The organism is Nitratireductor pacificus pht-3B (genome assembly GCF_000300335.1).
GTDB lineage: Bacteria > Pseudomonadota > Alphaproteobacteria > Rhizobiales > Rhizobiaceae > Nitratireductor > Nitratireductor pacificus.
In genome coordinates this window covers 60,505-82,180 of sequence record NZ_AMRM01000020.1, presented here as the reverse complement: position 1 = coordinate 82,180, position 21,676 = coordinate 60,505, and the positions used below count along the sequence as shown (strand labels likewise).

General features: G+C 63.7%; 18 protein-coding genes and 1 pseudogene. 13 read left to right on the top strand and 6 right to left on the bottom strand.

The genetic code is table 11. The features are described 5' to 3' along the window. Positions 1-88 precede the first annotated feature (88 nt). A complete protein-coding gene (kynU, locus tag NA2_RS16830; RefSeq protein ID WP_008598242.1) occupies positions 89-1,318 on the bottom strand; it encodes a kynureninase in 1,230 nt (409 codons plus the stop codon). Positions 1,319-1,396: 78 nt separating this feature from the next. On the opposite strand from kynU, the gene NA2_RS16825 reads away from it, so the two are divergent. The 5 genes and pseudogenes from NA2_RS16825 (at position 1,397) to NA2_RS16800 (ending at position 5,998) form a co-directional block, all read left to right on the top strand. Next, on the top strand, positions 1,397-2,164 hold the full coding sequence (locus NA2_RS16825; RefSeq protein WP_040678269.1) for a GntR family transcriptional regulator: 768 nt from the start codon (positions 1,397-1,399) through the stop codon (positions 2,162-2,164). 128 nt (positions 2,165-2,292) lie between these two features. Next, the gene (locus NA2_RS16820) at positions 2,293-2,967 is read left to right on the top strand and encodes an amino acid ABC transporter permease (protein WP_008598240.1); all 675 of its coding nucleotides are present in this window, start codon (positions 2,293-2,295) and stop codon (positions 2,965-2,967) included. Positions 2,968-3,541: 574 nt separating this feature from the next. Then, a pseudogene (locus NA2_RS22335) lies at positions 3,542-4,231 on the top strand (integrase core domain-containing protein). 352 nt (positions 4,232-4,583) lie between these two features. Beyond that, positions 4,584-5,423 (top strand): polysaccharide deacetylase family protein, encoded by an 840-nt coding sequence (locus NA2_RS16805; RefSeq protein ID WP_008598236.1) that lies wholly within the window; start codon positions 4,584-4,586, stop codon positions 5,421-5,423. A 29-nt stretch (positions 5,424-5,452) separates the two neighbouring features. Then, positions 5,453-5,998 carry an ureidoglycolate lyase gene (locus NA2_RS16800; RefSeq protein WP_008598235.1) on the top strand — a complete coding sequence of 182 codons (546 nt, stop codon included), beginning with the start codon at positions 5,453-5,455 and terminating at the stop codon, positions 5,996-5,998. A 39-nt stretch (positions 5,999-6,037) separates the two neighbouring features. Here NA2_RS16800 and NA2_RS16795 read toward each other — a convergent pair whose 3' ends face one another. Beyond that, positions 6,038-6,982 (bottom strand): LysR family transcriptional regulator, encoded by a 945-nt coding sequence (locus tag NA2_RS16795; protein WP_244423666.1) that lies wholly within the window; start codon positions 6,980-6,982, stop codon positions 6,038-6,040. Positions 6,983-7,080: 98 nt separating this feature from the next. Between NA2_RS16795 and NA2_RS16790 the strand changes: the two genes are divergently transcribed. The 8 genes from NA2_RS16790 (at position 7,081) to NA2_RS16755 (ending at position 17,052) form a co-directional block, all read left to right on the top strand. Beyond that, on the top strand, positions 7,081-8,016 hold the full coding sequence (locus NA2_RS16790) for an N-carbamoyl-D-amino-acid hydrolase (protein ID WP_040678260.1): 936 nt from the start codon (positions 7,081-7,083) through the stop codon (positions 8,014-8,016). Positions 8,017-8,133: 117 nt separating this feature from the next. Beyond that, complete coding sequence (locus tag NA2_RS16785) at positions 8,134-9,627, top strand: amidohydrolase family protein (protein WP_008598232.1); 1,494 nt, start codon at positions 8,134-8,136, stop codon at positions 9,625-9,627. A gap of 163 nt (positions 9,628-9,790) precedes the next feature. Then, positions 9,791-10,846 carry a TAXI family TRAP transporter solute-binding subunit gene (locus NA2_RS16780; protein ID WP_244423665.1) on the top strand — a complete coding sequence of 352 codons (1,056 nt, stop codon included), beginning with the start codon at positions 9,791-9,793 and terminating at the stop codon, positions 10,844-10,846. After that, the gene (locus NA2_RS16775) at positions 10,843-11,361 is read left to right on the top strand and encodes a DUF1850 domain-containing protein (RefSeq protein ID WP_008598230.1); all 519 of its coding nucleotides are present in this window, start codon (positions 10,843-10,845) and stop codon (positions 11,359-11,361) included. The genes NA2_RS16780 and NA2_RS16775 overlap by 4 nt, the downstream gene beginning before the upstream one ends. A 65-nt stretch (positions 11,362-11,426) precedes the next feature. Continuing rightward, a complete protein-coding gene (locus tag NA2_RS16770) occupies positions 11,427-13,709 on the top strand; it encodes a TRAP transporter permease (RefSeq protein ID WP_008598229.1) in 2,283 nt (760 codons plus the stop codon). Further along, positions 13,702-14,364 carry an aspartate/glutamate racemase family protein gene (locus NA2_RS16765; protein WP_008598228.1) on the top strand — a complete coding sequence of 221 codons (663 nt, stop codon included), beginning with the start codon at positions 13,702-13,704 and terminating at the stop codon, positions 14,362-14,364. The genes NA2_RS16770 and NA2_RS16765 overlap by 8 nt, the downstream gene beginning before the upstream one ends. A gap of 47 nt (positions 14,365-14,411) precedes the next feature. Then, positions 14,412-15,761 carry a dihydroorotase gene (locus NA2_RS16760; protein WP_008598227.1) on the top strand — a complete coding sequence of 450 codons (1,350 nt, stop codon included), beginning with the start codon at positions 14,412-14,414 and terminating at the stop codon, positions 15,759-15,761. Between the two features lie 10 nt (positions 15,762-15,771). Then, complete coding sequence (locus NA2_RS16755; RefSeq protein ID WP_008598226.1) at positions 15,772-17,052, top strand: Zn-dependent hydrolase; 1,281 nt, start codon at positions 15,772-15,774, stop codon at positions 17,050-17,052. Positions 17,053-17,172: 120 nt separating this feature from the next. Here the strand turns inward: NA2_RS16755 and NA2_RS16750 are convergent. The 4 genes from NA2_RS16750 to NA2_RS16730 form a co-directional block, all read right to left on the bottom strand. Next, positions 17,173-18,323, bottom strand: a protein-coding gene (locus NA2_RS16750) for an IS3 family transposase (protein WP_086005977.1) whose coding sequence is annotated in 2 segments (ribosomal slippage) — positions 17,173-18,062 and positions 18,062-18,323 — 1,152 coding nt in all. Because the reading frame shifts where the segments join, the coding sequence is not laid out codon by codon here. A 153-nt stretch (positions 18,324-18,476) separates the two neighbouring features. After that, the gene (locus NA2_RS16740) at positions 18,477-19,268 is read right to left on the bottom strand and encodes a sulfite exporter TauE/SafE family protein (RefSeq protein ID WP_008598223.1); all 792 of its coding nucleotides are present in this window, start codon (positions 19,266-19,268) and stop codon (positions 18,477-18,479) included. Between the two features lie 35 nt (positions 19,269-19,303). Further along, the gene (locus NA2_RS16735) at positions 19,304-20,230 is read right to left on the bottom strand and encodes an MBL fold metallo-hydrolase (protein ID WP_008598222.1); all 927 of its coding nucleotides are present in this window, start codon (positions 20,228-20,230) and stop codon (positions 19,304-19,306) included. Beyond that, complete coding sequence (locus tag NA2_RS16730; RefSeq protein ID WP_008598221.1) at positions 20,227-21,675, bottom strand: aminotransferase class V-fold PLP-dependent enzyme; 1,449 nt, start codon at positions 21,673-21,675, stop codon at positions 20,227-20,229. Before NA2_RS16730 ends, NA2_RS16735 begins: the two co-directional genes overlap by 4 nt. Position 21,676 lies beyond the last annotated feature (1 nt).

Sequence of the window (21,676 nt, the reverse complement as noted above, 5' to 3'; positions counted from 1 at the left end):
GGGATGACGCGTCGAACAGAGGGGGAGGATCTGTTTCGGTCGGGCCACTATGGGTCCGAAACGGGTGCTTCAGCCGTCCGGGGCAGGATCACGTCACCTTGGCGCGGGTGCGGAATTCCGGACGGTCCCACCGCTTCTCGCCCATGATGCGCCCGAGGATCTCCGCCGCGCGTGCGACATCACCATGGCTGAGGTAGAGCGGCGTCATGCCGAAGCGCAGGATGTCGGGCGCACGGAAGTCGCCGATGACGCCCTCGGCGATCAGCGCCTGCATGATGGCGTAGCCTTCCGGATGGCGGAAGGAGACCTGGCTGCCGCGCTGTGACCGCTCCCTGGGCGTCACGAGTTCCAGTTCGGGGCAGTGCGCCTCGACCTCGGCGATGAAGAGGTCGCACAAATCCTGGGATTTTGCGCGGACCAGTTCCATGTCGACGCCGTCGAAGGCGTCGAGCGCGGCATCCAGTGCCGACATGGAGAGGACCGGCGGCGTGCCGACGGTCATGCGGGCGATGCCTTCGGCCGGCGCATAGTCCGCCGTGAAGGCGAAGGGCGCCTGATGCCCCATCCACCCCGACAGTGCAGGCCGGATCCCCTCGAGATGGCGGGGTGCGACATAGAGGAAGGCCGGCGCGCCCGGTCCGCCGTTCAGATATTTGTAGCCGCAGCCGATGGCGAAGTCCGCGTCGGCCTCTTCGAGATGCACCGGGAAGGCGCCGGCGCTGTGGCACAGATCCCAGATGGCCAAAGCGCCCGCCGCGTGGATGCGGCGCGTCGTCTGTGCCATGTCGTAGCGCCAGCCGGTCCGGTAATCCACCTCGGTCAGGAGAACTGCGGCGACCGATGCGTCGATCGCGTCATCCATGTCCGCCGCCATCGCCGTGCGCAGCTCGTAGCCCTGTCCGATGAGGCGCGCCAGGCCGTCGGCGATGTAGAGATCGGTCGGAAAATTGTTGCTGTCGGAGAGGATGACACGCCGGTCCGGCCGCAGTGCCAGCGCGGCGCTGAGGGTCTTGAACACATTGACCGACGTGGAATCGCCGACGGCCACCGTGCCGTCGCCGGCGCCGACCAGGCGGGCGATCTTGCCGGCGACGCGTGCTGGCAGGTCGATCCAGCCCGCATCGTTCCAGCCGCGCACCAGCCGCTCGCCCCATTCCCGCTCGACGACTTCAGCGATGCGCCTGCTCATTCCGGCGGGAAGCACGCCGAGACTGTTGCCGTCGAGATAGATCACGCCGTCGGGCAGGACGAACCGCTCACGAAACGCCTTCAGCGGGTCCTGACGGTCCTTTTCCAGCACTGTCGTCGCATCCGGCATGCGGGGTTCCTCTCTTTCGGCGGGTGTGATCAAAAAATCCGGTTGGACCGGATAATTATATATAATAATATGGGTTATATGAAATCTTTAGCGAGCACAACGCCGGAACAGGCGTCGTCGAAACCCGAAAGCGCCTTCGCGGCGCTGAAGCGCGACATCCTCAGCGGCCGGCTGGCGCCCGACGCGCCCCTGCGGCTGATGGCGCTGTCGGCGCGCTATGGCGTCGGCTACACGCCGCTGCGCGAGGCGCTCTCGCGGCTTGAGGCGGCGGGCCTCGCCGTGCTCAAGCCCAATCGCGGCTATCGGGTCGCCCCGGTCTCGCTCGAGGAACTCGAGGATCTGGAACAGGCCCGCACGGTGGTCGAGACGGCTCTCCTGACTGCGGCGATCGCCCATGGAGACCTCGCCTGGGAGGGAGGAATCGTCGCGGCGCATCACCGGCTGTCGCGCGCCGCCCACAGCCTGCAGGAAGCGGCGGCCGACGTGCCGGACTGGATGGAGGCACATGACGGCTTTCACCAGGCGCTCGTGGCTGCGGCGCCGTCCTCCTGGTTGAAATCGTTTCAGCGCCAGGTGAGCGAGCAGCTGCGGCGCCACCATCAGGCGCTTCTTTTCAATCCCGGACTGGGAAAGCCGACACCGCAGGAAGGATACGACCACGAGAGCCGAAAACTGCTTTCACAGGCACTGGCGCTCGAGCACCACACGCAGTTGATGGAGGCGACACTGGCCCGCGACACCCGATTGGCGGAAGAGCTGATGCGCGCCCATGTGCAGCTGACGCTGATGGTCTATCGTTCCGTGGTCGGCGCACGAAGCGGTTCCGTGAAGAAGGGGGTCCCTTAGGCGCGGACAGGTGGGCTGCGAAGGACTGCCCGAAGATCAAGGGGAGTGCCGGGGCATCTCCACCGACTTTTTCAAGAGATTTTTTGGCCGATCCGCATGGGCGGCAACCATTGGAGGGTGACAGCACGATGCCGGGTTTTGTCGAGACGTTCCTGAACGCGGATGTGTTCGTCCGCATCTTCCCGATGCTGCTGAGGGGCGTCGGCAACACGATCCTGCTGGCACTGACGACCATCATTCTCGGCGGGCTGGCGGGCGTCCTGATCTGCCTCGCCCGCCTCTACGGGCCGCGCCCGGTGCGTATGCTTGCGGTGCTGCATGTGGACATGTTCCGCGCCCTGCCGATCCTCGTGGTGCTCGTGCTGATCTACTATGCGCTGCCCTTCGTCGGCATCCGGCTGAACGCCTTCACCTCGGCGACGCTCGCGCTCGGGCTCGTCTTCTCTGCTTTCACCGCGGAGGTGTTTCGCGCCGGCATCCAGTCGATCCCCGCGGGGCAGGCGGAGGCGGCGAAGGCGCTCGGTATGCCGTTCTGGGCGGTGATCTACAAAATCATCCTGCCACAGGCCTTCCGTGTCGCCATTCCGCCGCATACCAGTAATTCGGTGGCCATTGCCAAGGACACCTCGCTCGCCTCCGTCGTGGCGATGCCGGATCTGCTCAAGCAGGCGACGGACGCGCAGGCCCTGACCGCCAATCCGACTCCGCTGATTGCGGCCGCAGTGATGTACCTGATTGTGCTGTGGCCCCTAGTGCGGCTCGTGTCCTATCTGGAGGACCGGTTCCGCACGGTCGGGCGCTGAAGCGTGACGACAAGGGCCTGGTAGCTGCGGCGATTCGGCGGAACAGGCCCGAAGGGACCGCTGCAGAAGAATGCTGTCTTGGGAACCGGATGGTGGGCGTGACAGGGATTGAACCTGTGACCCCTACGATGTCAACGCCAGCGAAAAAGAAGAGAAACAAGGACAAAAAGTAGCAAAGCGTCGCAGACGCTCGCTAGAAAAATCAATATGTTGGCAGAGACTGCGTGTCACTTGCGTGCCACAGCCAGACATAGAAGTGGTCTCGTTCGCTAGTGCAATCAGGGTTCGAATCGTAGGACCGCTACCGTCGATCCACACACCTACCGGAAATACGCTATAGCCTCCGATTGTTTTCCCGGCTTTTGGCGGCATAAACGTGCTGTCCGCCTGGCCGGTTTGGGCCGAAGAACGAACCCGCTGCGCGGGATGGGCGCATGCGGCGAGGTGGAGGTTACAAGCCGGTCGCCGTGTCCGTACTGAGCATCTCTGGCGAGGGCACAGCATCAAGAGAGGTGGTGCGGGTTCTTGAGACAGGGGCATGAGGTGGATCGACCGATGAAAAGGACGATTCAGTTTGAGGACACGCAGACGGTTCTCGGCCGAGTTCAAGGCCAAGGACGCGCTGGAGGCGATCCGACAATTTCGGAGCTGGCGACGAAACACCGGCTTCACCCGAACCAGATCACGCAATGGAAGCGGCGGGCCATCGAAAACCTGGCCAAGGCGTTTGATGACAAGGCTGCTGATACGCAGGTCGGCCGGGAAGCCGAGGTGGCGAAGCTGCACGCCAAGATCGGCCCGCTCGTCGTCGAGCGGGATGTTTTTGGCCAAGGCCTTTGATCACTGAGCATGAGTCGGAGGAGAATGATGACTGATCCCGATCACCAATGGCTCTCAATCCGCTGCCAGTGCGAACTGGTCTCGATCTCGCGGGCCTCGTTTTGCCGGCAGCCCGCAGGCGAGAGCCCGGAGGACCTCGAACCGATGCGCATCATCGACGAGGCCTTCATGGGGATGCCCTGATATGGTTCGCGCCAGATTGCGTCGCCGCTGGATGGACAATGTCTTCATTGAACGGTTGTGGCGCAGCCTCAAATACGAGTGCGTGTTTCTCGATGCCTTCGAAACGGTTAGAGAAGCGCGCAGCGGCGTCGGTTTGTGGATCGACTATTATAACCGTCGACGCCCCCACTCGACCTTCGCCAGCAGGGCACCCGACGAAGTCTATGCTACATCGAAAATGACCGAGCGACTGGCGGCGTAGAATCGAACCCGATCCACTTTAGCCAAGCTGCCAAATTGTCTCACCAGGTGGGTCCACCTCTGCCGACAAAGATGCAATTGCCACTCAGCTATAGGGAGATCATTTTGATGCGGCAATCAACAAGCTATTTCTAATGAGCATTTTTGGGAGCGCGTTTGCCGAAGACCGGCGATGGTCGAAAGCTTTCTGTTATACGATCAGGCGTGCAAGTAATTAGACATTTTGCCAATCCACCTGTTTCTTGGGAATGATTCCCCACCCAGTTGAAGAACCAGATGTGATGAACCCAAGAAGAGATTTTGTCGGCTACGGTGAAGATTGGCCGGACCCCAGATGGCCGAAAGGGGCACGATTGGCGGTCCAGTTTGTCCTCAACTACGAAGAGGGCGCCGAATACTCGGCGTATGACGGACATAAGCGCAACGAGGTTGGGCTGGCCGATGCCGCTGGCGGACGTGTACCCGGCGGCGAACGCGATATGGCATTCGAAAGCATGTATGAATTCGGCAGTCGCGTCGGCGTCTGGCGCCTCTTTCGCCTGTTCGCCGAACGCCGGCTTCCGCTGACGATCTTTGCCTGCGCGGTGGCGCTCGAGCGCAATCGCGATGTGGTTGCGGCGATACGCCGGCATGGCTTCGATTTGTGCTGTCACGGTCTGCGCTGGGAAGAGCATTTTCGCCTGACGCGCGAGGAGGAGCGGCAGCACATCGCCGAAGCCGTTCGCCTGATCGAGCGCCTGACCGGCGAGCGCCCGCTCGGCTGGTACTGCCGCTATGGTCCAAGCGCGCATACGCGAGCGCTGCTCGTCGAGCATGGCGGCTTTGTCTATGACAGCGACAGCTACAATGACGAGCTTCCCTACTGGACCACGGTCGATGGCCACCCGCATCTCGTTCTGCCCTACAGCATGGACACCAACGACACCAAGCTGGCGCCCGGCGGCGGTTTGGGCACGGGCGAGGAGTTCTTCACCTACCTGAAGGACAGTTTCGACTTTCTCCTGGCGGAGGGGGCGAGCACGCCGCGTATGCTGTCCATAGGCCTGCATGCGCGTGTTGCCGGCCGGCCCGGCAAGGCCGCCGGTCTGGCGCGCTTCCTCGACTATGTGCAGTCGCATCGCGACGTCTGGGTCGCCAGCCGCATCGACATTGCCCGCCATTGGCAAGAACATCATCCATCGGCGACCAGTTAGTTTTTAGCAGTCCAATCGCTGGGTGCGACGTGCCCGGCGACATGCATTTCATGAAGAACGATCCAGCCATGAACACTCCCATCCACTTGCCGGTCGCGAAACTCACTGCGGAGGCTTTCCAGCCATTCGGGACGGCATTCTCGCTGTCCGCTCCAGGCTCCAGCGGGCCGCTCGTTACCCATCAGCGGCTGCACCCGCTGCTCGACATGCCGCGCCTGACGACAACGCAATTGGCAGTGGCGGCCAACGCGGCACAGATCACCTGCCTCGAACGCCACCCGTTTTCCTCGCAGACCTTCATTCCGCTGTTGTGTACCGCCTATCTCGTGGTGGTGGCGCCGCAGGTTGCGGATGGCGGGCCTGATCTCTCCGGGCTGCGGGCTTTCACTGGCGACGCCGATACCGGCGTTCACTATGCGGCGGGCGTCTGGCATGCGCCGATGCGCGCGCGCGGCGGTCCAGCCAGGTTCGCCATTCAGATGTGGCGGCACGACGAACTGGAGAACGATGTTTTCATCGACCTGCCGACGCCGATTGCCTGTGTCAGTCGCGACGCCATGGCAGAGGCCGGATGAGGGGCTGCGGGATCGGCGGTTGTTTCCGCGACTGAAGTTCTAGCTGCTGGCTCCGAAGGCGACGGCTCTTTCGGCAATGACGTCCCTGACAATCCGCGAATAGTTCTGGGCGATCCGGCTGAGCGGCGTTTCGCGCGAATAGACCATGTAGGCGACGACGGGAACGGCGGGCTTGAAGGGGCGGCATTTGAGATGAGCGAATTCGGTGGCCCGCGCGATATACTCGTCGACCAGCGCTACGCCGATCCCCATTCCGGCCATCGAGCAGGCCGTGTAGCCGTAGCGCGTTTCGAGCGACCAGTCGTAGTGTTCCTGCGAGGCTTTGAAGGCCCGCGCGATCTTTGAGCCGAGCGGCGTTCCCCGTTCCAGCGAGATGACGCGGTGCCCCTGCAGGAGGCGAGGCGTGATGACTGGCTCGCTGGCCAGCGGATGCGTTTTGGCCAGAACCGCGACGAATGTTCCTTCGTGGATCGCCTCGGTGTGGATCGACGGGTGCTCCTCGAAAGACAGTGCCACGCCGATCTCCGACTGACGGGTCTGAATTTGCTCAATCAGGTTTTCCATGCGGCGGATGTCGAGTGTCACCTTGATGCGTGGCCACTTGTCGAGAAACCGCTTCAACGAGTGCCCGACGATCGACGAAGCCATGCTGGGCGTGGCAACGATACGCAGCGAACCGGCGCTTGAATCGCGCAAGTCCTTGATGCGCTGCTCGACGCCCTTGAGCATGGAGAAGACGGGCTCGATGTCCTGGTAGATGCGTTCCGCCTCTGCCGTTGGCACCAGACGGCCGCTGCGCCGCGAAAACAGCTCGAAACCGATTTGGTCTTCCATGTGGCGTACGAGATTGCTGACATTGGGCTGGGACACGCCGAGTTCGTGCGCGGCGGCGGCGGTTGTTCCGTTGCGCACCACGGCGCGAAAAGCTTCCAACTGGCGCAATTTCATCGGGGACTCCTGCGTTGTGTTCCTGTCAGGCGCCAATCTATAATAAGTCATTATAGAGATAGGCGATCTATTGATACGACATAATTGATTTTACTGACTAGGGTAAGCAGAAATCACTTCTGCGAGGAACATGCATGACGCGGCTCATCAAGGTCGGGGGCGCCCAGATGGGGCCGATAGCGAAGGCTGATGGAAAGGCCGTGATTGTGGCTCGGCTGGTAGCGCTATTGCGCCAGGCGAGCGAGCGTGGCTGTGAACTGGTGGTGTTCCCTGAACTGGCGTTGAGTACCTTTTTCCCACGCTGGTATGCGCTGGAGCGGGATGGTATGGACCAATACTTCGACAGGGCGATGCCCGGCCCCGAAACGCAGCTTCTTTTCGACGAGGCCAAAAGGCTCGGCATTGGCTTTTGCCTGGGTTATGCTGAACTGGTCGAGGAAGAGGGGCGTCTGCGCCGATTCAACACCTCGATCCTCATCGATCGCGCCGGAACGCTTGTCGGCAAGTACCGCAAGATCCATTTGCCCGGCCATGCGGAATATGAGCCGCAACGCAGCCACCAGCACCTGGAGAAGCGCTATTTCGAGGTCGGCAATACGGGTTTCCAGGTATGGGAAGCGTTCGGCGGCACGGTCGGCATGGCCATCTGCAACGACCGCCGTTGGGTCGAGACCTACCGTGTGATGGGACTGCAGAATGTCGAGTTGATCATGATCGGCTACAACACGCCGGTGAGTGATTCCCTGTCCGGGGAAACGGAGACACTGCGCATGTTCCACAATCACCTGACGATGCAGGCCGGCGCCTACCAGAACTCCACCTGGGTGGTGGGGGTCGCCAAGGCGGGCGTCGAGGACGGTCACCGGCTGATGGGCGGCAGTGTCATCGTCGCGCCGACGGGCGAGATCGTCGCGGCTGCCGAAACCGAGGGGGACGAATTGATCGTCGCCGATTGCGATCTCGACCGCTGCAAATACTACAAGTCGCACATCTTCAATTTCGCCGCGCACCGACGGCCGGAATTCTACGGCCGTATCACCGAGCAGAAGGGCGTGACGAAGGGACCGTGACCGGTTTGAGGCATTTTGCAGCCAGGTGGTTTCGCCTGAGCCGATATAAATGCGGAAAGACAGGTTCTTCGTTGGAGCGGCGGCAGGCGACACGGAAATCATCAGTGAGGATCAGTTGTGACCGATAAAATCTGTATTCGCGGCGGCCGCGTTCTCGACATCGCCAAGCAGGATGCGCCCCACCGGGATATCCTGATCGAGAATGGCGCGATCGTCGAGATCATGCTGCCGGAAGCCGCCGAGGGCATCGACGCGCGGATCGTCGATGCGTCAGATTGCCTGCTCATGCCCGGCATGGTCAATGCCCATACCCATGGGCACGGCAGCCTCGGACGGGGGATGGGCGATCGCTGGTCGCTCGATTTGCTGCTGAATGCCGGCCCGTGGATTTCCGGCATGCGCACGCTCGAGCACAAATATCTTGCCGCCGCCCTGAATGCGGCGGAGATGATCATGAAGGGCTGCACGGCGGCCTATGATCTGTATTTCGAGTTTCCCACGCCGACGCCCGAGGGCATGGACGCCGTCGCCCGGGCCTACCGCGATGTGGGGGTGCGTACGGTGATTGCGCCGATGTTGGCCGATCTCAGCATGTACGATGCGATCCCCGGCCTGTGGGACAGCCTGCCGGAGCCATGGCAGAAGGAGGCCGGCAAGTTCCGGCTGGCGCCGTTCGAGGAAAGTGCGAAGGCGTGCCGGACCCTTCTCGAGACTTGGCGGCATCCGATGGATGAGGTCAAGCCAGCGCTTGCGCCGACGATCCCGCTGCATTGCAGCGATGCGTTTCTGGTGCGCTGCCGGGATCTGGCCCGCGAGCACGGCGTCGGCTTGCACACCCATCTGGCCGAATCCAAGACCCAGGCCGTCTCGGCGATCGAGCGTTATGGAAAATCCCTCACAGCCCATATGGACGATCTTGGCCTGCTCGCGGCCAACTTCACCGCGGCACACGGCATCTGGCTGGACGATGACGACATCGCCCGCCTTGCCGACCGGGGCTGCTCGGTGGCCCATAATCCCGGCAGCAATCTGCGTTTGGGATCGGGCGTCGCACCCGTCCGCAAACTGCTCGATGCGGGCGTGCGCGTCGGTGTCGGTTCGGACGGGTCGAACTCATCGGACAATCAGAACATGTTCGAAGCAGTCCGCCTTGCGGCAAACGTCTCGCGCATCGTCGATCTCGACGTCAACCGCTGGATATCGGCGTCCGAGGCGCTGGAGATGGCGACGGTAAAGGGCGCCGGCCTGGTCGATTTCCCGGTGGAGATCGGCCGTCTTGCGCCCGGCGCGCGCGCCGACATTGTGTTCCTCGACATGAACAACATCAATCTCATTCCGTTCAACAATCCGGTCAATCTGCTGGTTCACGCCGAGGATTCCACCTCGGTCAAGACGGTCATGGTCAATGGCCGGCTCGTGCTGGAGAACCGCCGCTTTACCAGCTTCGATTATGACGGCTTGCGGCGCAAGGCGGAGGAAGCGGTCGCCTGGCTGCGCGAGCAGACTGAGGACAACCGCAAGACCGTGCAGGGATTGGAATCCCTCGTTGCACAGCACTGCCTGTGCATGTGCCGCAAACACTATCCGCTGAAGCGGCTGATCGCCGAGTAAATGGCCGTTGCGAGGGCCTGTTGCGGCACAGATTAAATAATCAGAAGTTATTGAGTTGGTGGGTTAATTTATTAGACATTATTGGTGGCCGATTGCGATACTTCGCCCATAGGCCAACCCTGTTGGGGTCTCGTGGCATGGACGCGTCAGCCATCGACAAGAAATGGCGACCTGCCCCCTATGCAACAAAGCCGGCAAGAACGAATGCCGCAAAAACTGGAGGACGACAATGTATCGCAAGAGCTGGGTATCCAGGGCAGCCGTCGCGCTGACCGGACTGTGTCTGGTGGCGGGGCTTAGCGCGCCGGCAGCGGCGGCAGACCGCATTTTCTTCGGCATCGCCACCGGCTCGACCGGCGGTGTCTACTATCCCCTGGGCGGCATGATCGCGCAGGTCATTTCCAACAATGCTGAAGTCGGCGGCGCGCGGGTCATCGCCACGGCCGAGACCGGCAATGCCTCGGTCGCCAACGCCAGACTGTTGCAGGAGGGCTCGATCGAAGCCGGCATGATGGGCGCCGACATCGCCGATCAGGCGTATCGCGGCACGGCCCAGTTCGACGATGGCGCGGTCGCCAATCTACGGGCCATCGGCGCGCTGTTCCCCGAAACGGTGCAGATCGTCGTGCGCGCCGATTCCGACATCAAGGGGTTTGAAGATCTCAAAGGCAAGACGGTATCGTCCGGCCCGGCCGGCTCCGGCATGTACCAGCTTTTCGGTGACGTTCTGGGCGCTTTCGACATGACGCGCGCCGATGTCAGCGAGGATTTTTCGAGCTTCAGCCAGGCGGTCGACAAACTGCGCGACGGCAATATTGACGCGTTCTTCGCGATTGGCGGCCTACCCACCGTGTCGATCCAGGATCTGGCCAGCAGCCACAAGGTGCGTCTTCTGGCGCTAACCGACGAGGAAATTGCCAAGGTTCGCGAATCTCAGCCCTACTATGCCACGACGGTCGTACCGGCCGGCACCTATGACGGGCAGGATGAGGCAGTAAAGACGCTTGCATTGCGCGCCTTGCTCATCACCCACGACGCGATTGCCGACGATGTGGTCTATGAGGTGGCCAAGGCGATCTACGAAAACAGCGAGACCCTGTCCAAGGTGCATGTCCAGGGCAAGAACGTCGCGCTGGAAACGGCTCTGGAATCGATCTCCATTCCTCTGCACCCAGGTGCCAAGCGCTATTTTGAGGAAAAGGGTCTGGCGGTCGAGTGATCACGATTCAGCGACGCCGCCATGGCATTCTTCTGAGCGCCATGGCGGCCCTCGTCTGGGCCTGTATCGAGGCCACTGCGGGGCAGCCTTCCGGGGAGCGCGCCGCCGATTGCGGCTGGTGGCTCGACATGGTGAGGCCGCGATCCGGCGCGCCGTTGATGCGTGTCCCGCTCGAGGCTGATCGCCCGCGCTTCGCGTTGACCTACACGCACTCCGTGTTTCGCACGCCTGTCGAAAGCCGATACCGCATTGTCGCCGGCGCGATTGTCCAGGACGCGGAAGTCTACACCGATCCGGGATACGGGATGGAGAGCACCACCGACGATCCGACTCAGCGCCTCGAAAGGATCGACGGTCATCTGCAACTAGCCCTGGAGCGCCCCATTGCCAATCTGGTGGTTCGCGTCCAGGCGGCGCAAAACAACAGGCTGATAGCGCTGGAACCGGTTGATCTGGGGCAGCGCTTCGGCGATGGACCGATTGCCCTGCGGCCTGTTCGGTTCTGCCCACGATAGCGCGGCTGGAAGGGCGGTTGCCGCGATATGCAGCCTGCCGTTTGTAACAAGGAGATATCCCAGCCATGAGCCGCGACGGCGTCAAGATGCAGCAGGAATCCCCCGCGGGTGTTGAAGATCCCGGTCATGCGCTCGGTCATGGGCCCGATCATGGCATTGTCGATCCGGAAACGGATTTCCGCGTCGTCGCCGGCATGACGGCGCGGCTGGTGACGCTGCTGGCCTTCGGCCTGTCGGCTTATCATTTCTACACCGCCGGCTTCGGTGTGCTGACGGAAGTGATCCACCGCTCCGTTCATCTGGCCGTATCCATGGCGTTGATCTTCCTCTTGTTCACGCGGGCGGACAGCCGGTGGACAGTCAAGTCGACGATCACAACACTGTTCTTCACCGGCTGCTATCTGTGGATCAGCTGGCAGGCCTGGTCTGCGCTCCGGCTGGAGCCGACCGCACCGCTGTCGCTGGCCTTCTGGGTCGCCATCGGCCTCATCGTCGTTCTCGCCCTGCCCAATCTGACGGGAAACAGGGTCGCCGCCGAAAAGGGCAATGAGGTCGGCATCGCCGACTATCTGATGATGGCTCTGGCGGCGAGCTTCTCCCTGTATCTGATCGTCTTCTTCAAGGACATCTTCATCGCCCGCGTCGGTCAGCCGATCGCGCAGGACTATCTGATGGGCGCGCTGGCGATGATCCTCGTGGCGGAGGCGACGCGGCGAACCATCGGTTCGGCCCTGCCGGCCATCGGCATGTTCTGCCTGTTCTATGCGGTCGCCGGACAGTGGCTGCCGGCTGACATCGCCCATCGCGGCTTCTCGATGCCGCGCATCATCAATCATCTCTATCTCGGCACGGAGGGCATTTACGGCATCGCCACCGGCGTTGTCGCCACCTTCGTGTTCCACTTCATCCTGTTCGGCGTCGTCGCGCAGATATCCGGTCTCGGCCAGCTCTTCATCGGCCTGTCGACGGCCATCGCCGGGCGGTTCTCCGGAGGGCCTGCCAAGGTGTCGGTCGTCGCTTCCTCGATGTTCGGCATGATCTCGGGCTCGACTGTCGCCAACACGGTGACGACCGGATCGCTGACGATCCCGCTGATGAAGCGGGCCGGCTTCCGCCCGCCCTTTGCAGGCGCCGTTGAAGCCTCCGCCAGCGCTGGCGGTCAAATCACCCCGCCGATCATGGGCGCTGCTGCCTTCGTCATGGCGGAATCGCTCGGCATTCCCTATGTCGAACTGATCCTCATCGCCATCCTGCCGGCCGCCTTCCACTATCTTTCCGTTCTGCTGTCCGTGCATTTCGAAGCCAAGCGTCTCGGACTCGGGTCGCTGCCGGACGAGGAGATTCCGAGCGCGCTGAGCGTGGCGCGCCAGTACTGGCATCTGGCGCTACCGCCTATCGTCATGGTGGCGCTTCTCCTGATGCGCTTTACGCCGTTCCTCGCCGCGTTCTGGGGCATCATCCTCGTGGTGCTGGTCTCCTACATCCCGCTGGCCGCGCGCTACGCCGGCATGCCGAGGCTGGTGACGGGCGACGGCGGCACGGTGCTGACCCCGAGGCGTATCGTGGATGCGTTCGAGCAGGGCGCCCGTTTCACGCTGGTCATTACGGCCACCTGCGCCTGCGTCGGCTTCATCCTCGGCACGGTTACCCTGACCGGCATCGGTTTCAAACTGTCGGCGGCGGTACTTTCTGCGGCGCAGGCAGGCGCCGACCTGCTCAGCATGATCGATCCGTTCGACCTGATCGACGACCGGGGCACTGTCCTCTTCTTCGCGCTGGTCTTGACGGCGGTCGCTTGCATCCTGATGGGCTGCGGCATTCCCACGGTGCCGCTCTACATCATCCTGTCCGCCATCGTCGCGCCCGCCCTATTCGAGTTCGGCGTGCCGCTGCTTGCGACGCATTTCGCCGTGTTCTATTTTGGTCTGCTGTCGGATCTAACGCCACCCTTCGCGCTGGCTGCATTCGCGGGGGCGGCCCTTGCGCAGGCCGATCCGATGAAGACGGCGTTCATCGGGTTCCGCCTGTCGATTGCGAAGCTGCTCGTGCCCTTCATGTTCGTCTACAGCCCGACGCTGCTGCTGATCGATTTCGACGCGGTGAGTTTCTCACTGGCGCTGTTCAGCGGCATCCTGTCGATCACGTCGCTGGCGATTGGCTTTACCGGCTTCGCGTTCCGTCCGATGAGCCGGTTGCTGCGCGGAATCCTGCTCCTGTGCGGTATATGTCTCGTCTTCGACAAGGTGGAACTGATTGTCGCCGCCTCCGTCGTGAGCCTCGCCATCATCATCGGCAACTATGTCGCCGCCCGCAACGAAGCCCGAGGGAGCGTCACGCAAGATGCCTAACCGGAAACCTAAGATCCTGGTTGTCAATCCGAACGCCAATGCCGCCGTCACGGCAGCCATGGCCGAAGCGCTTGCCCCGCTTGCCGGCGCACCTGTCGGCATCGAAGCGCGGACGCTAGAGGGCGCGCCCTTCGGCATCGAAAGCGAGACCGACGCGGTGACCGTGGCGCCGATGCTGGCTGAGCTCCTGCGTCAGGAGGGGCCGCGATACGACGCCTTCGTCATTGGCTGCTTTCTCGATCCGGGGTTGAATGCCTGCCGGGAGGTGGCAGGCAAGCCGGTGTTCGGCATTGGCGAGTGCGCGATCTACGCGGCGTTGACGCAGTCCGATCAGTTCGGCGTTCTGGCCCTGTCGCGGGCCTCCGTTGCGCGGCACAAACCGATCTACCGCCGGCTTGGCGTCGGCGACCGCCTGGCCGGCGAACTGCCGCTGGAGATTAGCGTGGCCGAGGCGGTCGGCGATGCTGCCGTCTATCCGCGCATTCTGGCGCGCGCCAAGACGCTTCGCGACGAATATGGCGCAGGTGCCGTCGTTCTGGGCTGCGCCGGCATGGCCAGGCACCGCCGGGCGCTTCAGGACGCGCTCGGCATCGCTGTGATCGATCCCGTGCAGGCGGGCGCGTCGCGCGCCGTCAGCGAAATTCTGACCCGTTGAAGGGATGGCCAGCCCGCGCTGGCAACAATCAAATGAAAGGTGGCGAAATGTTTGATCTGGTTCTGCGCGCAAATGTGGTGACGCCGCGCGCGGTCTTGCCGGGGCATTACCTGAGCATTCTGGACGGGCGGGTCGTCTCGATCACTGCCGAGGATCCCGGTATCGCGCGGGAGCGCCTGAATGCCGACGGCGCCTATGTCTTTCCCGGCGCGGTTGATGCGCAGGTGCATTCGCGCTCGCAAAAGGGCAGCGAGGGCCTGGCCAATTGTACGCGGGCGGCAGCCGCCGGCGGCGTCACGACCATGGTCGAGATGCCCTATGACGAAGGCCTGCTGGTGTGCAGCGCCGATGCCGTTCGTTCCAAGGCCGGCGATGTGGAGCGCGAGGCTCATGTCGATGTCGCGCTCTACGGCACGGTGCATCCCAATGACGGCGTCGGCAAGATCGCCGAGCAGATCGAGGCCGGTGTCTGCGGCTTCAAATTCTCAACCTTCGGCACGGATCCGGTCCGTTTTCCGCGCATCCCGCCTTGGCTGATGCGCGACGCCTTCGCCGCCATTGCCCCTTCCGGGCTTGCCGCCGGCGTGCACAATGAAAATCATGAGACCGTGGCGCATGACCTGGCTCAGGTAAAGGCTGCGGGCCTCACCGACTATACGGCGCATGGCAAGAGCCATACGGATTTCGCCGAGGCGCTGGCCATGGCCGAGATCTACGAGATCGGCGCCTATACGGGCTGCCGCGCCCATGTGGTGCATTGTTCCATGGGACGCGGCATCGAGATCTGCGAAAGCTACCGCCGCCAGGGTTTTGCTGCCAGCGTCGAGGTCTGCATCCACTATCTGGTTTTCAGCGAGGACGAGGACGTCGCCCGTGTCGGTGGTCTCGGCAAGATCAACCCGCCTATCCGCCCGTCGCGCGAGCGCGAGGCTCTTTGGCGGCACCTTGCGGTTGGCAATATCGACCTGGTATCGACCGATCACGTCGCCTGGTCGCTCGATCGCAAGAACGATCCGGACATGCTGAAGAACGCCTCCGGCGGACCGAGCATCGAAGTCATGGTGCCGGTCCTGATCAAGCAATGCCTGGCGCGCGGGATCGACCTGTCGATGGCCGCCCGCGTTCTTGCGGCCAACCCTGCCACGCACTTCCGGCTTGCGCCGCGCAAGGGCGCGCTGACGCCGGGTGCCGATGCGGATTTCAGCATCATCGACCCCAGCGAGGCGCGCTGGAGCGTTGAGAACAGCCAGACCGTCTCCGATTGGAGCCTCTACGACGGCATGTCCCTGCCGCAGGTGAAGGCCACCTATCTGCGCGGACAGAAGGTGTGGGACGGCAAGCAGGTTGTCGTCGATCAAGGGTTTGGCGGTTTCGTCAAGCCGTTCGGCCGGGCATGAGGGCGGGGGCATGACGATAAGCAAGACTGCGGACGGCGAGCATCGCCTGTCGATCAACGCCGACCGCCTGTGGCGGCGCATCGAGGCGCTGGCGGAGATCACCGAACCCGACCGGCCCTGGACCCGCGTCGCCTTCAGCGATCTGCACAAACAGGGCCGTCGATGGCTGACGGGCGAGATGGAGGCAATCGGCCTCGCCGTGAGCACGGATGCGGGAGCGAACCTGATCGGACGATTGGCCGGTGCGGAGGACGAACGCGCGCCGATCGTCTGCGGCTCGCACACGGACACCGTGCCGCGCGGCGGGCGTTTCGACGGCATTGCCGGCGTGCTGGTTGCGCTAGAAGTCGCCGAGACCCTCTCGGAAAGCGGCGAGCTGTTTCGCCATCCACTCGAGGTCGTCGACTTCCTGGCGGAGGAACCAAATCAGTATGGGCTGTCGTGCATCGGCAGCCGCGCGCTTGCCGGCGTGCTGACCCCGGAGCAGCTTGGCTTTGTCGCGCCCGACGGCACCACCACCGCCGAAGGGATTGCCGCCATGGGTGGTGATCCGGCACACCTGACAGCTCCATTGCGCGCCGCCGGCGATGTGGCTGGCTTTTTTGAACTGCACATCGAGCAGGGCGTGGTACTTGAGGAGGATGGCGTCGACATCGGCGTTGTTACCGACATCGTTGGCATCGCCCGTTACCATCTGACCATTGTCGGCGAGGCGGCGCACGCCGGAACCACGCCGATGAATCGTCGGCGCGATGCGCTCGTCGGTGCGGCCAGGCTGATTGCCGAGGCGGAAAGGCTGGCGTGCGCGCAGGACACCGGCGGCGCCTATCTGGTGGCGACTATCGGCAAGCTCGACGTGACGCCGAACGGTTCCAACGTTGTGCCGGGCCGCGTCGATTTCTCCATTGAAATCCGATCCAACCGCAGTGCCGAGATCGAGCGCTTTGCCGAGGCGTTCATCGACTTCGCACGCTGCACATGTGCCGAGGCGCAGCTGGATATCGACTTGACGAAGGTGAGCACCGGCACGCCGGTGGCCTGCAGCGAAGAGGTTCAGGAGGCGTTTGCCGAGGCGGCGCGCGCCAACGGCCTGTCGCACATCCACATGCCGAGCGGTGCGGGGCACGACGCGGCCTATATGGCCAAGGTCGGGCCGGCCGGAATGATCTTCATTCCCTGCCTGAAGGGGCGCAGCCATTGTCCGGAGGAATGGGCCGACAAGGAGGCGCTGGCCAGGGGCGCGCAGGTGATGCTCGACGCCATTCGCCTGTTCGACCAAAGCGCCAATTAGCGTTGGAGCGGGAAGGGTTTTGCTGCAAAGGCTGAATGGAAGCCCAATGAGGCCTGATTGGAGGTCAATTATGCGGCAAGAATTGCGAACTGGCCTGCTGCCGGTTTTTCGGACACGAGGTTAAGCTAACATAGCTCGTTCCTCGAACTCCACGGGGCTCAGATAGCCCAGTGTCGTGTGCCGTCGTCTCGGATTGTAGAAGCGCTCGATGTAATCGAACACATCCGCCCTGGCGTCGTCCCTCGTCCTGTAGACCTTGCGGGCTGTGCGCTCGGTCTTGAGCGAGGAGAAGAAGCTCTCCATCGCCGCATTGTCCCAGACATTGCCCGATCGGCTCATCGAGCAGGTGATGCCGTGGTCGGCCATCAGGCGCTGGAGCTGCTCGCTCGTATATTGGCTCCCCTGATCCGAATGATGCATGAGGCTGTCGGGTCTGCCCCTGTACCAGATCGCCATGATGAGGGCGTCGGTAACGAGTTGCGCCGTCATCTCGGCCTTCATCGCCCAGCCGACGACGCGGCGCGAGAACAGGTCGATGACGGCGGCGACATAAAGCCATCCCTCCGCGGTCCAGTGGTAGGTGAAGTCGGCCACCCACTTCCGGTTCGGAGCCGATGCCTCGAAGGCACGATCGAGAAGGTTCTGCGATACCGCTGCACGCTCGCCCGTGTCCTTCGGCAGCCCACGCCGGCGTGGTCGCGCCCGCAGACCGTTCTCCCGCATCAGCCGCTCGACGCGGTGCAGACCGCAGGCGAAGCCGTCGGCGAGGACATCGTGCCAGATGCGGCGTGCGCCATAGGTGCGATCGCTGCTCTTGAAGCTGCGGTCGATCGCGCCGACGAGCACCTCGTCGTGCCGCGACCGTGCACTGGGAGTCCGGGTGAGCCAGGCATGAAAGCCCGACCGCGACACATCCAGCGCTTCGCAGAGCCATGCCACCGGCCAGATCGAGCGGTGCTTTGCAATGAAGGCGAACCTCATATCGCGTCCTTTGCAAAGTAGGCTGCGGCCTTTTTTAGGATGTCGCGCTCCGCCTTGAGCTTCGCGACCTCCTTGCGCAGCCGCTCGATCTCAAACTGCTCCGGCTTCATCTGCCCGTGACCGGGAAACGCATGCTGCGGGTCAGTGGCCAGGTCCCTGATCCATTTGCGCAGCACATTCTCATGGAGATCAAGATCGCGGGAGGCCTGGGCGACCGAAACGCCCCGCTCCTTGACCAACCTCACCGCCTCAAGCTTGAACTCGCGGCTGAACTTCCTTCTCTCATTCACAAACTCCGGTTTCGTCAAAAACACCTTATCTCGGTGTCCACGAAACCGGCAGCAGGCCAGACAAATAATCGCTGGTGTTAGACCCGATCGCAAGCTTGCCCAGTCTTGTTTGCGCAAGTAGTAGATGCTTGCGTGGTGGTGCAGGATGCCTCTTTAGCCGGTCGACAGGGCTGACAACGATTTCCAGGCGAGGTAGGCGGCGACGATCAAGAGGATGCCTCCAAATAGGTGCTGCAGCAGGTCTCGACGCTGCGCGATGTGGTGCGCCGCCTGACAACCGAGCCAGGAGCCGGCCGCGCCGCCCAGCATGAACGAAATGGCCAGGGCCCAGTCGACGAGGCCGGAAACCGCATAGCTGGCGGCGGTCGTCGCGCCGAAGGCGAAGATCACCACGAGCGACGTGCCTATGGCGTTGATCAGCGGCATGCCGGTCGACCAGACCAGGCCGGGAACGACCAGGAATCCGCCTCCGATGCCGAAGAAGCCGGCAAGGCCTCCGCAGCCCGCACCGCAGGCGAGAACGCCGGGCAGGGTGCGCCCGGTGCAGTCGCCGCCGGTTCCCGCGCGCGGGTGGCTTCGTCGCAGCATGAATGCGCCTGCGACCGCCATGAGGCCTGCGAACATCAGGAGAAGACGGTCCCCGTCGATCATCTTGCCGATCGCCGCACCTGCCAGTGCCCCGGCCACGCCGCTGACGCTGAAGGCGATCGCGCAGCGCCATCTCACCGTGCCGCGCAGCGTATGGCTGATCAGTCCCGACAGCGCGTTGGTGGCGACGGCCACGGCGCTCGTGCCGATGGCCAGATGAACCTGGCCCGTCCCGAGCAGGCTGACCAGGAGCGGAACCGCCAGGATCGACCCGCCGCCGCCGAACAGCCCGAGGCTCGTGCCCACCAGCAGGCCGGACGCCGCCCCGAGGAGATGCTGTGCGAGGTCTGGATCCATGGTTCGGCGGCTTTCGGTCGCATTCGCAAGGGGCGTCAGTTCCAGGCGGCGCCGGACAAGGCGTCGAGCGGGAATCTGAGGTAGCGCCGCCCGTTCCGTTCCAACTCCGGGAGGCGGCCCGCATTGATGTTCACCTGCAGGGCGTGGAGGATGAGCCGCGGCATCGGCAGGCCCGCATCGCGCGCCTTTCTGAAGGAGATGAAGTCGTCCCGGGAGATCGCCTCCGGCAGGTGGATGTTGGCGGTCCTCTGTTCGGCGATGCTGCTCTGCCACCGGGCTTCCCGTCCGCCGGGGCGATAGTCATGCCCCGTGAACAGCCGCGTTCCGCGCGGCAGGGCGAGAATGTCCTGGATGCTGTTCCAGAGCGCGTCCGGATCGCCGCCGGGGAAATCGGCCCTCGCCGTGCCGCTGTCGGGCATGAAAAGGGTGTCGTGGATGAAGGCGGCGTCGCCGACGAGATAGGTGATGGAGGCGAGGGTGTGGCCCGGAGAAAACAGCACGCGCATCGGCATCCTGCCGATCTCGAACGCATCCCCGTGGTCGAACAGCCGGTCCCACTGCGAGCCGTCGGTTGCCAGGCTGGGCAGGTCGTAGATGTCGGCCCAGAGCTTCTGGACAGCGGTTATCTTGGCGCCGATCGCGGTCGGCGCTCCGGTGCAGCGTTTCAGATAGTCGGCGGCGGTGAGATGATCGGCATGCGGATGCGTGTCGAGGATCCACTGCAGCCGCAGGCCGTGGCTCTGGACATGCTCGAGAAGGCGGTCGGCGCTTGTCGTCGCGACGCCGCCCGACTTCTCGTCGAAATCCAGAACCGGATCGATGATCGCGCAGTCGCCCGTGTCGGGGTCGCTGACGACGTATTGCAGCGACCCGGTGCGGGGATCGTGGAATGCGGCGACGTTCGGGCTCTGCAAGGATTCGTCCCCCATCTCGGCGGCAGGCTGCGGAGGCGGCGCCGTCATGCCGCTGTGGGAAAGAACACCGCCCGCGCCGGGTCCACCTCGTAGCGGCCGACGAGGGCGGGCGCTTCGGAGGCGAGCCGAACGACGCTGTCGAGGATGAAGTCGACCTTCTCGTCCGGCAGGAGGACGCTGAAATTCAGGCGCGTGAAGCCGGGCTTCAGGACCTCGTCGCCGGCGAGGATGGCCTGCCGCATCGTTTCGGATTCATCGGAGCCGATGCCGAGGAGGCGGTGGACATAGGGTCCGGCGCAGGCGCATCCGCCGCGTGCCTGAATACCGTAGCAATCGCTGAGCATCCGCGTCACCAGTTGCTGATGCACATGGCCGCCGTGGCCGTCTCGAACCCGGAAGGCGAAGATGGGCAGTCGCTGGGCGGAGAGCGAGCCGAGGAGTTCGATCCGGTCGACGCCGGACCAGGCGGCGACGGCGCGGGCGACGAGCTCGCTGTTGCGCTCCTGCATGGCCTTCGCGCCGATCGCCTCCTTCACGAGAACGGCCAGCGCCGCGCGAATGTCGCCGACCACGTTGGGCGTTCCGGCTTCCTCGCGCGCTTCCAGGCTGCCGCTGTAGTCGTGCCCGGCCGGCGAGACGAAGCGGACCGTGCCGCCGCCCGGCCATGTGGGGCGCGTCGCGACGACGGCGTCGCGCCTGACGACCAGCAGACCCGATCCGCCCGGCCCGCCGATGAACTTGTGCGGCGAGACGACGATCGCATCGATCTCGGCACCGGGTTTCGGGGTCATGGCGATGGGAAGGTAGGGGCCGCCGCCGGCATAGTCCCATATCATCCGGGCGCCAGCATCTTTGACGAGGCGGGTGACCGCAGGAACATCGGTCAGGATGCCCGTCACGTTGGACGCCGCCGAGAAGGCGCAGACGACCCGCCGGTCCTTGCCGGCGGTCGCCAGGACCTCGGCGAGAAGGGCGAGATCGGGGCCTCCGGCCTCGGTTTCCGGCATCTCGACGACCTCGGCGCCGGATTCGCGCCACGGCAGGATGTTGGAATGATGCTCGTAGGGACCGATGACGACCAGCGTGTCCGGCCCGACGCCGAACAGGGCGGACAGGCGGTTGATCCCGGCGGTCGCGCCGGAGCCCGTGAAGATCACCGCGTGCTCGGGTCCCGCTCCGCAATGGGCGGCGATGACGGCGCGCGCCTCCTGGCGCAGCCGCGTCATGAAGCCGCCGCAATAGGACGCCTCGGTGTGGCTGTTGGCGTAGAAGGGCAGAACCTCCTCGATCATGAAGCGCTCGATCTGCATCAGCGCGCGCCCCGAGGCCACATAGTCCGCATAGACCAGCGGCTTGCGGCCGAACGGACCGTCGATGGTCGCATCCCTGCCGACAAGCCCTCCGGCGAGCTCGGCGAGAACGTCGCCCTGCTTCAGATGCTCGCCGAAGCGTGCAAGAAGCCCGTTCGAGTGTGCAGCCGATGTGCCGGACATG

Excerpts from the sequence above, each read along its gene's own strand:
- NA2_RS16820 (WP_008598240.1), top strand. The coding sequence starts at position 2,293 with ATGCCGGGTTTTGTCGAGACGTTCCTGAACGCGGATGTGTTCGTCCGC.
- NA2_RS16740 (WP_008598223.1), bottom strand. The coding sequence starts at position 19,268 with ATGGATCCAGACCTCGCACAGCATCTCCTCGGGGCGGCGTCCGGCCTG.
- NA2_RS16765 (WP_008598228.1), top strand. The coding sequence starts at position 13,702 with ATGCCTAACCGGAAACCTAAGATCCTGGTTGTCAATCCGAACGCCAAT.
- NA2_RS16770 (WP_008598229.1), top strand. The coding sequence starts at position 11,427 with ATGAGCCGCGACGGCGTCAAGATGCAGCAGGAATCCCCCGCGGGTGTT.
- NA2_RS16735 (WP_008598222.1), bottom strand. The coding sequence starts at position 20,230 with ATGACGGCGCCGCCTCCGCAGCCTGCCGCCGAGATGGGGGACGAATCC.
- NA2_RS16780 (WP_244423665.1), top strand. The coding sequence starts at position 9,791 with ATGGCGACCTGCCCCCTATGCAACAAAGCCGGCAAGAACGAATGCCGC.
- NA2_RS16825 (WP_040678269.1), top strand. The coding sequence starts at position 1,397 with ATGAAATCTTTAGCGAGCACAACGCCGGAACAGGCGTCGTCGAAACCC.
- NA2_RS16730 (WP_008598221.1), bottom strand. The coding sequence starts at position 21,675 with ATGTCCGGCACATCGGCTGCACACTCGAACGGGCTTCTTGCACGCTTC.
- NA2_RS16760 (WP_008598227.1), top strand. The coding sequence starts at position 14,412 with ATGTTTGATCTGGTTCTGCGCGCAAATGTGGTGACGCCGCGCGCGGTC.
- kynU (WP_008598242.1), bottom strand. The coding sequence starts at position 1,318 with ATGCCGGATGCGACGACAGTGCTGGAAAAGGACCGTCAGGACCCGCTG.
- NA2_RS16790 (WP_040678260.1), top strand. The coding sequence starts at position 7,081 with ATGACGCGGCTCATCAAGGTCGGGGGCGCCCAGATGGGGCCGATAGCG.
- NA2_RS16755 (WP_008598226.1), top strand. The coding sequence starts at position 15,772 with ATGACGATAAGCAAGACTGCGGACGGCGAGCATCGCCTGTCGATCAAC.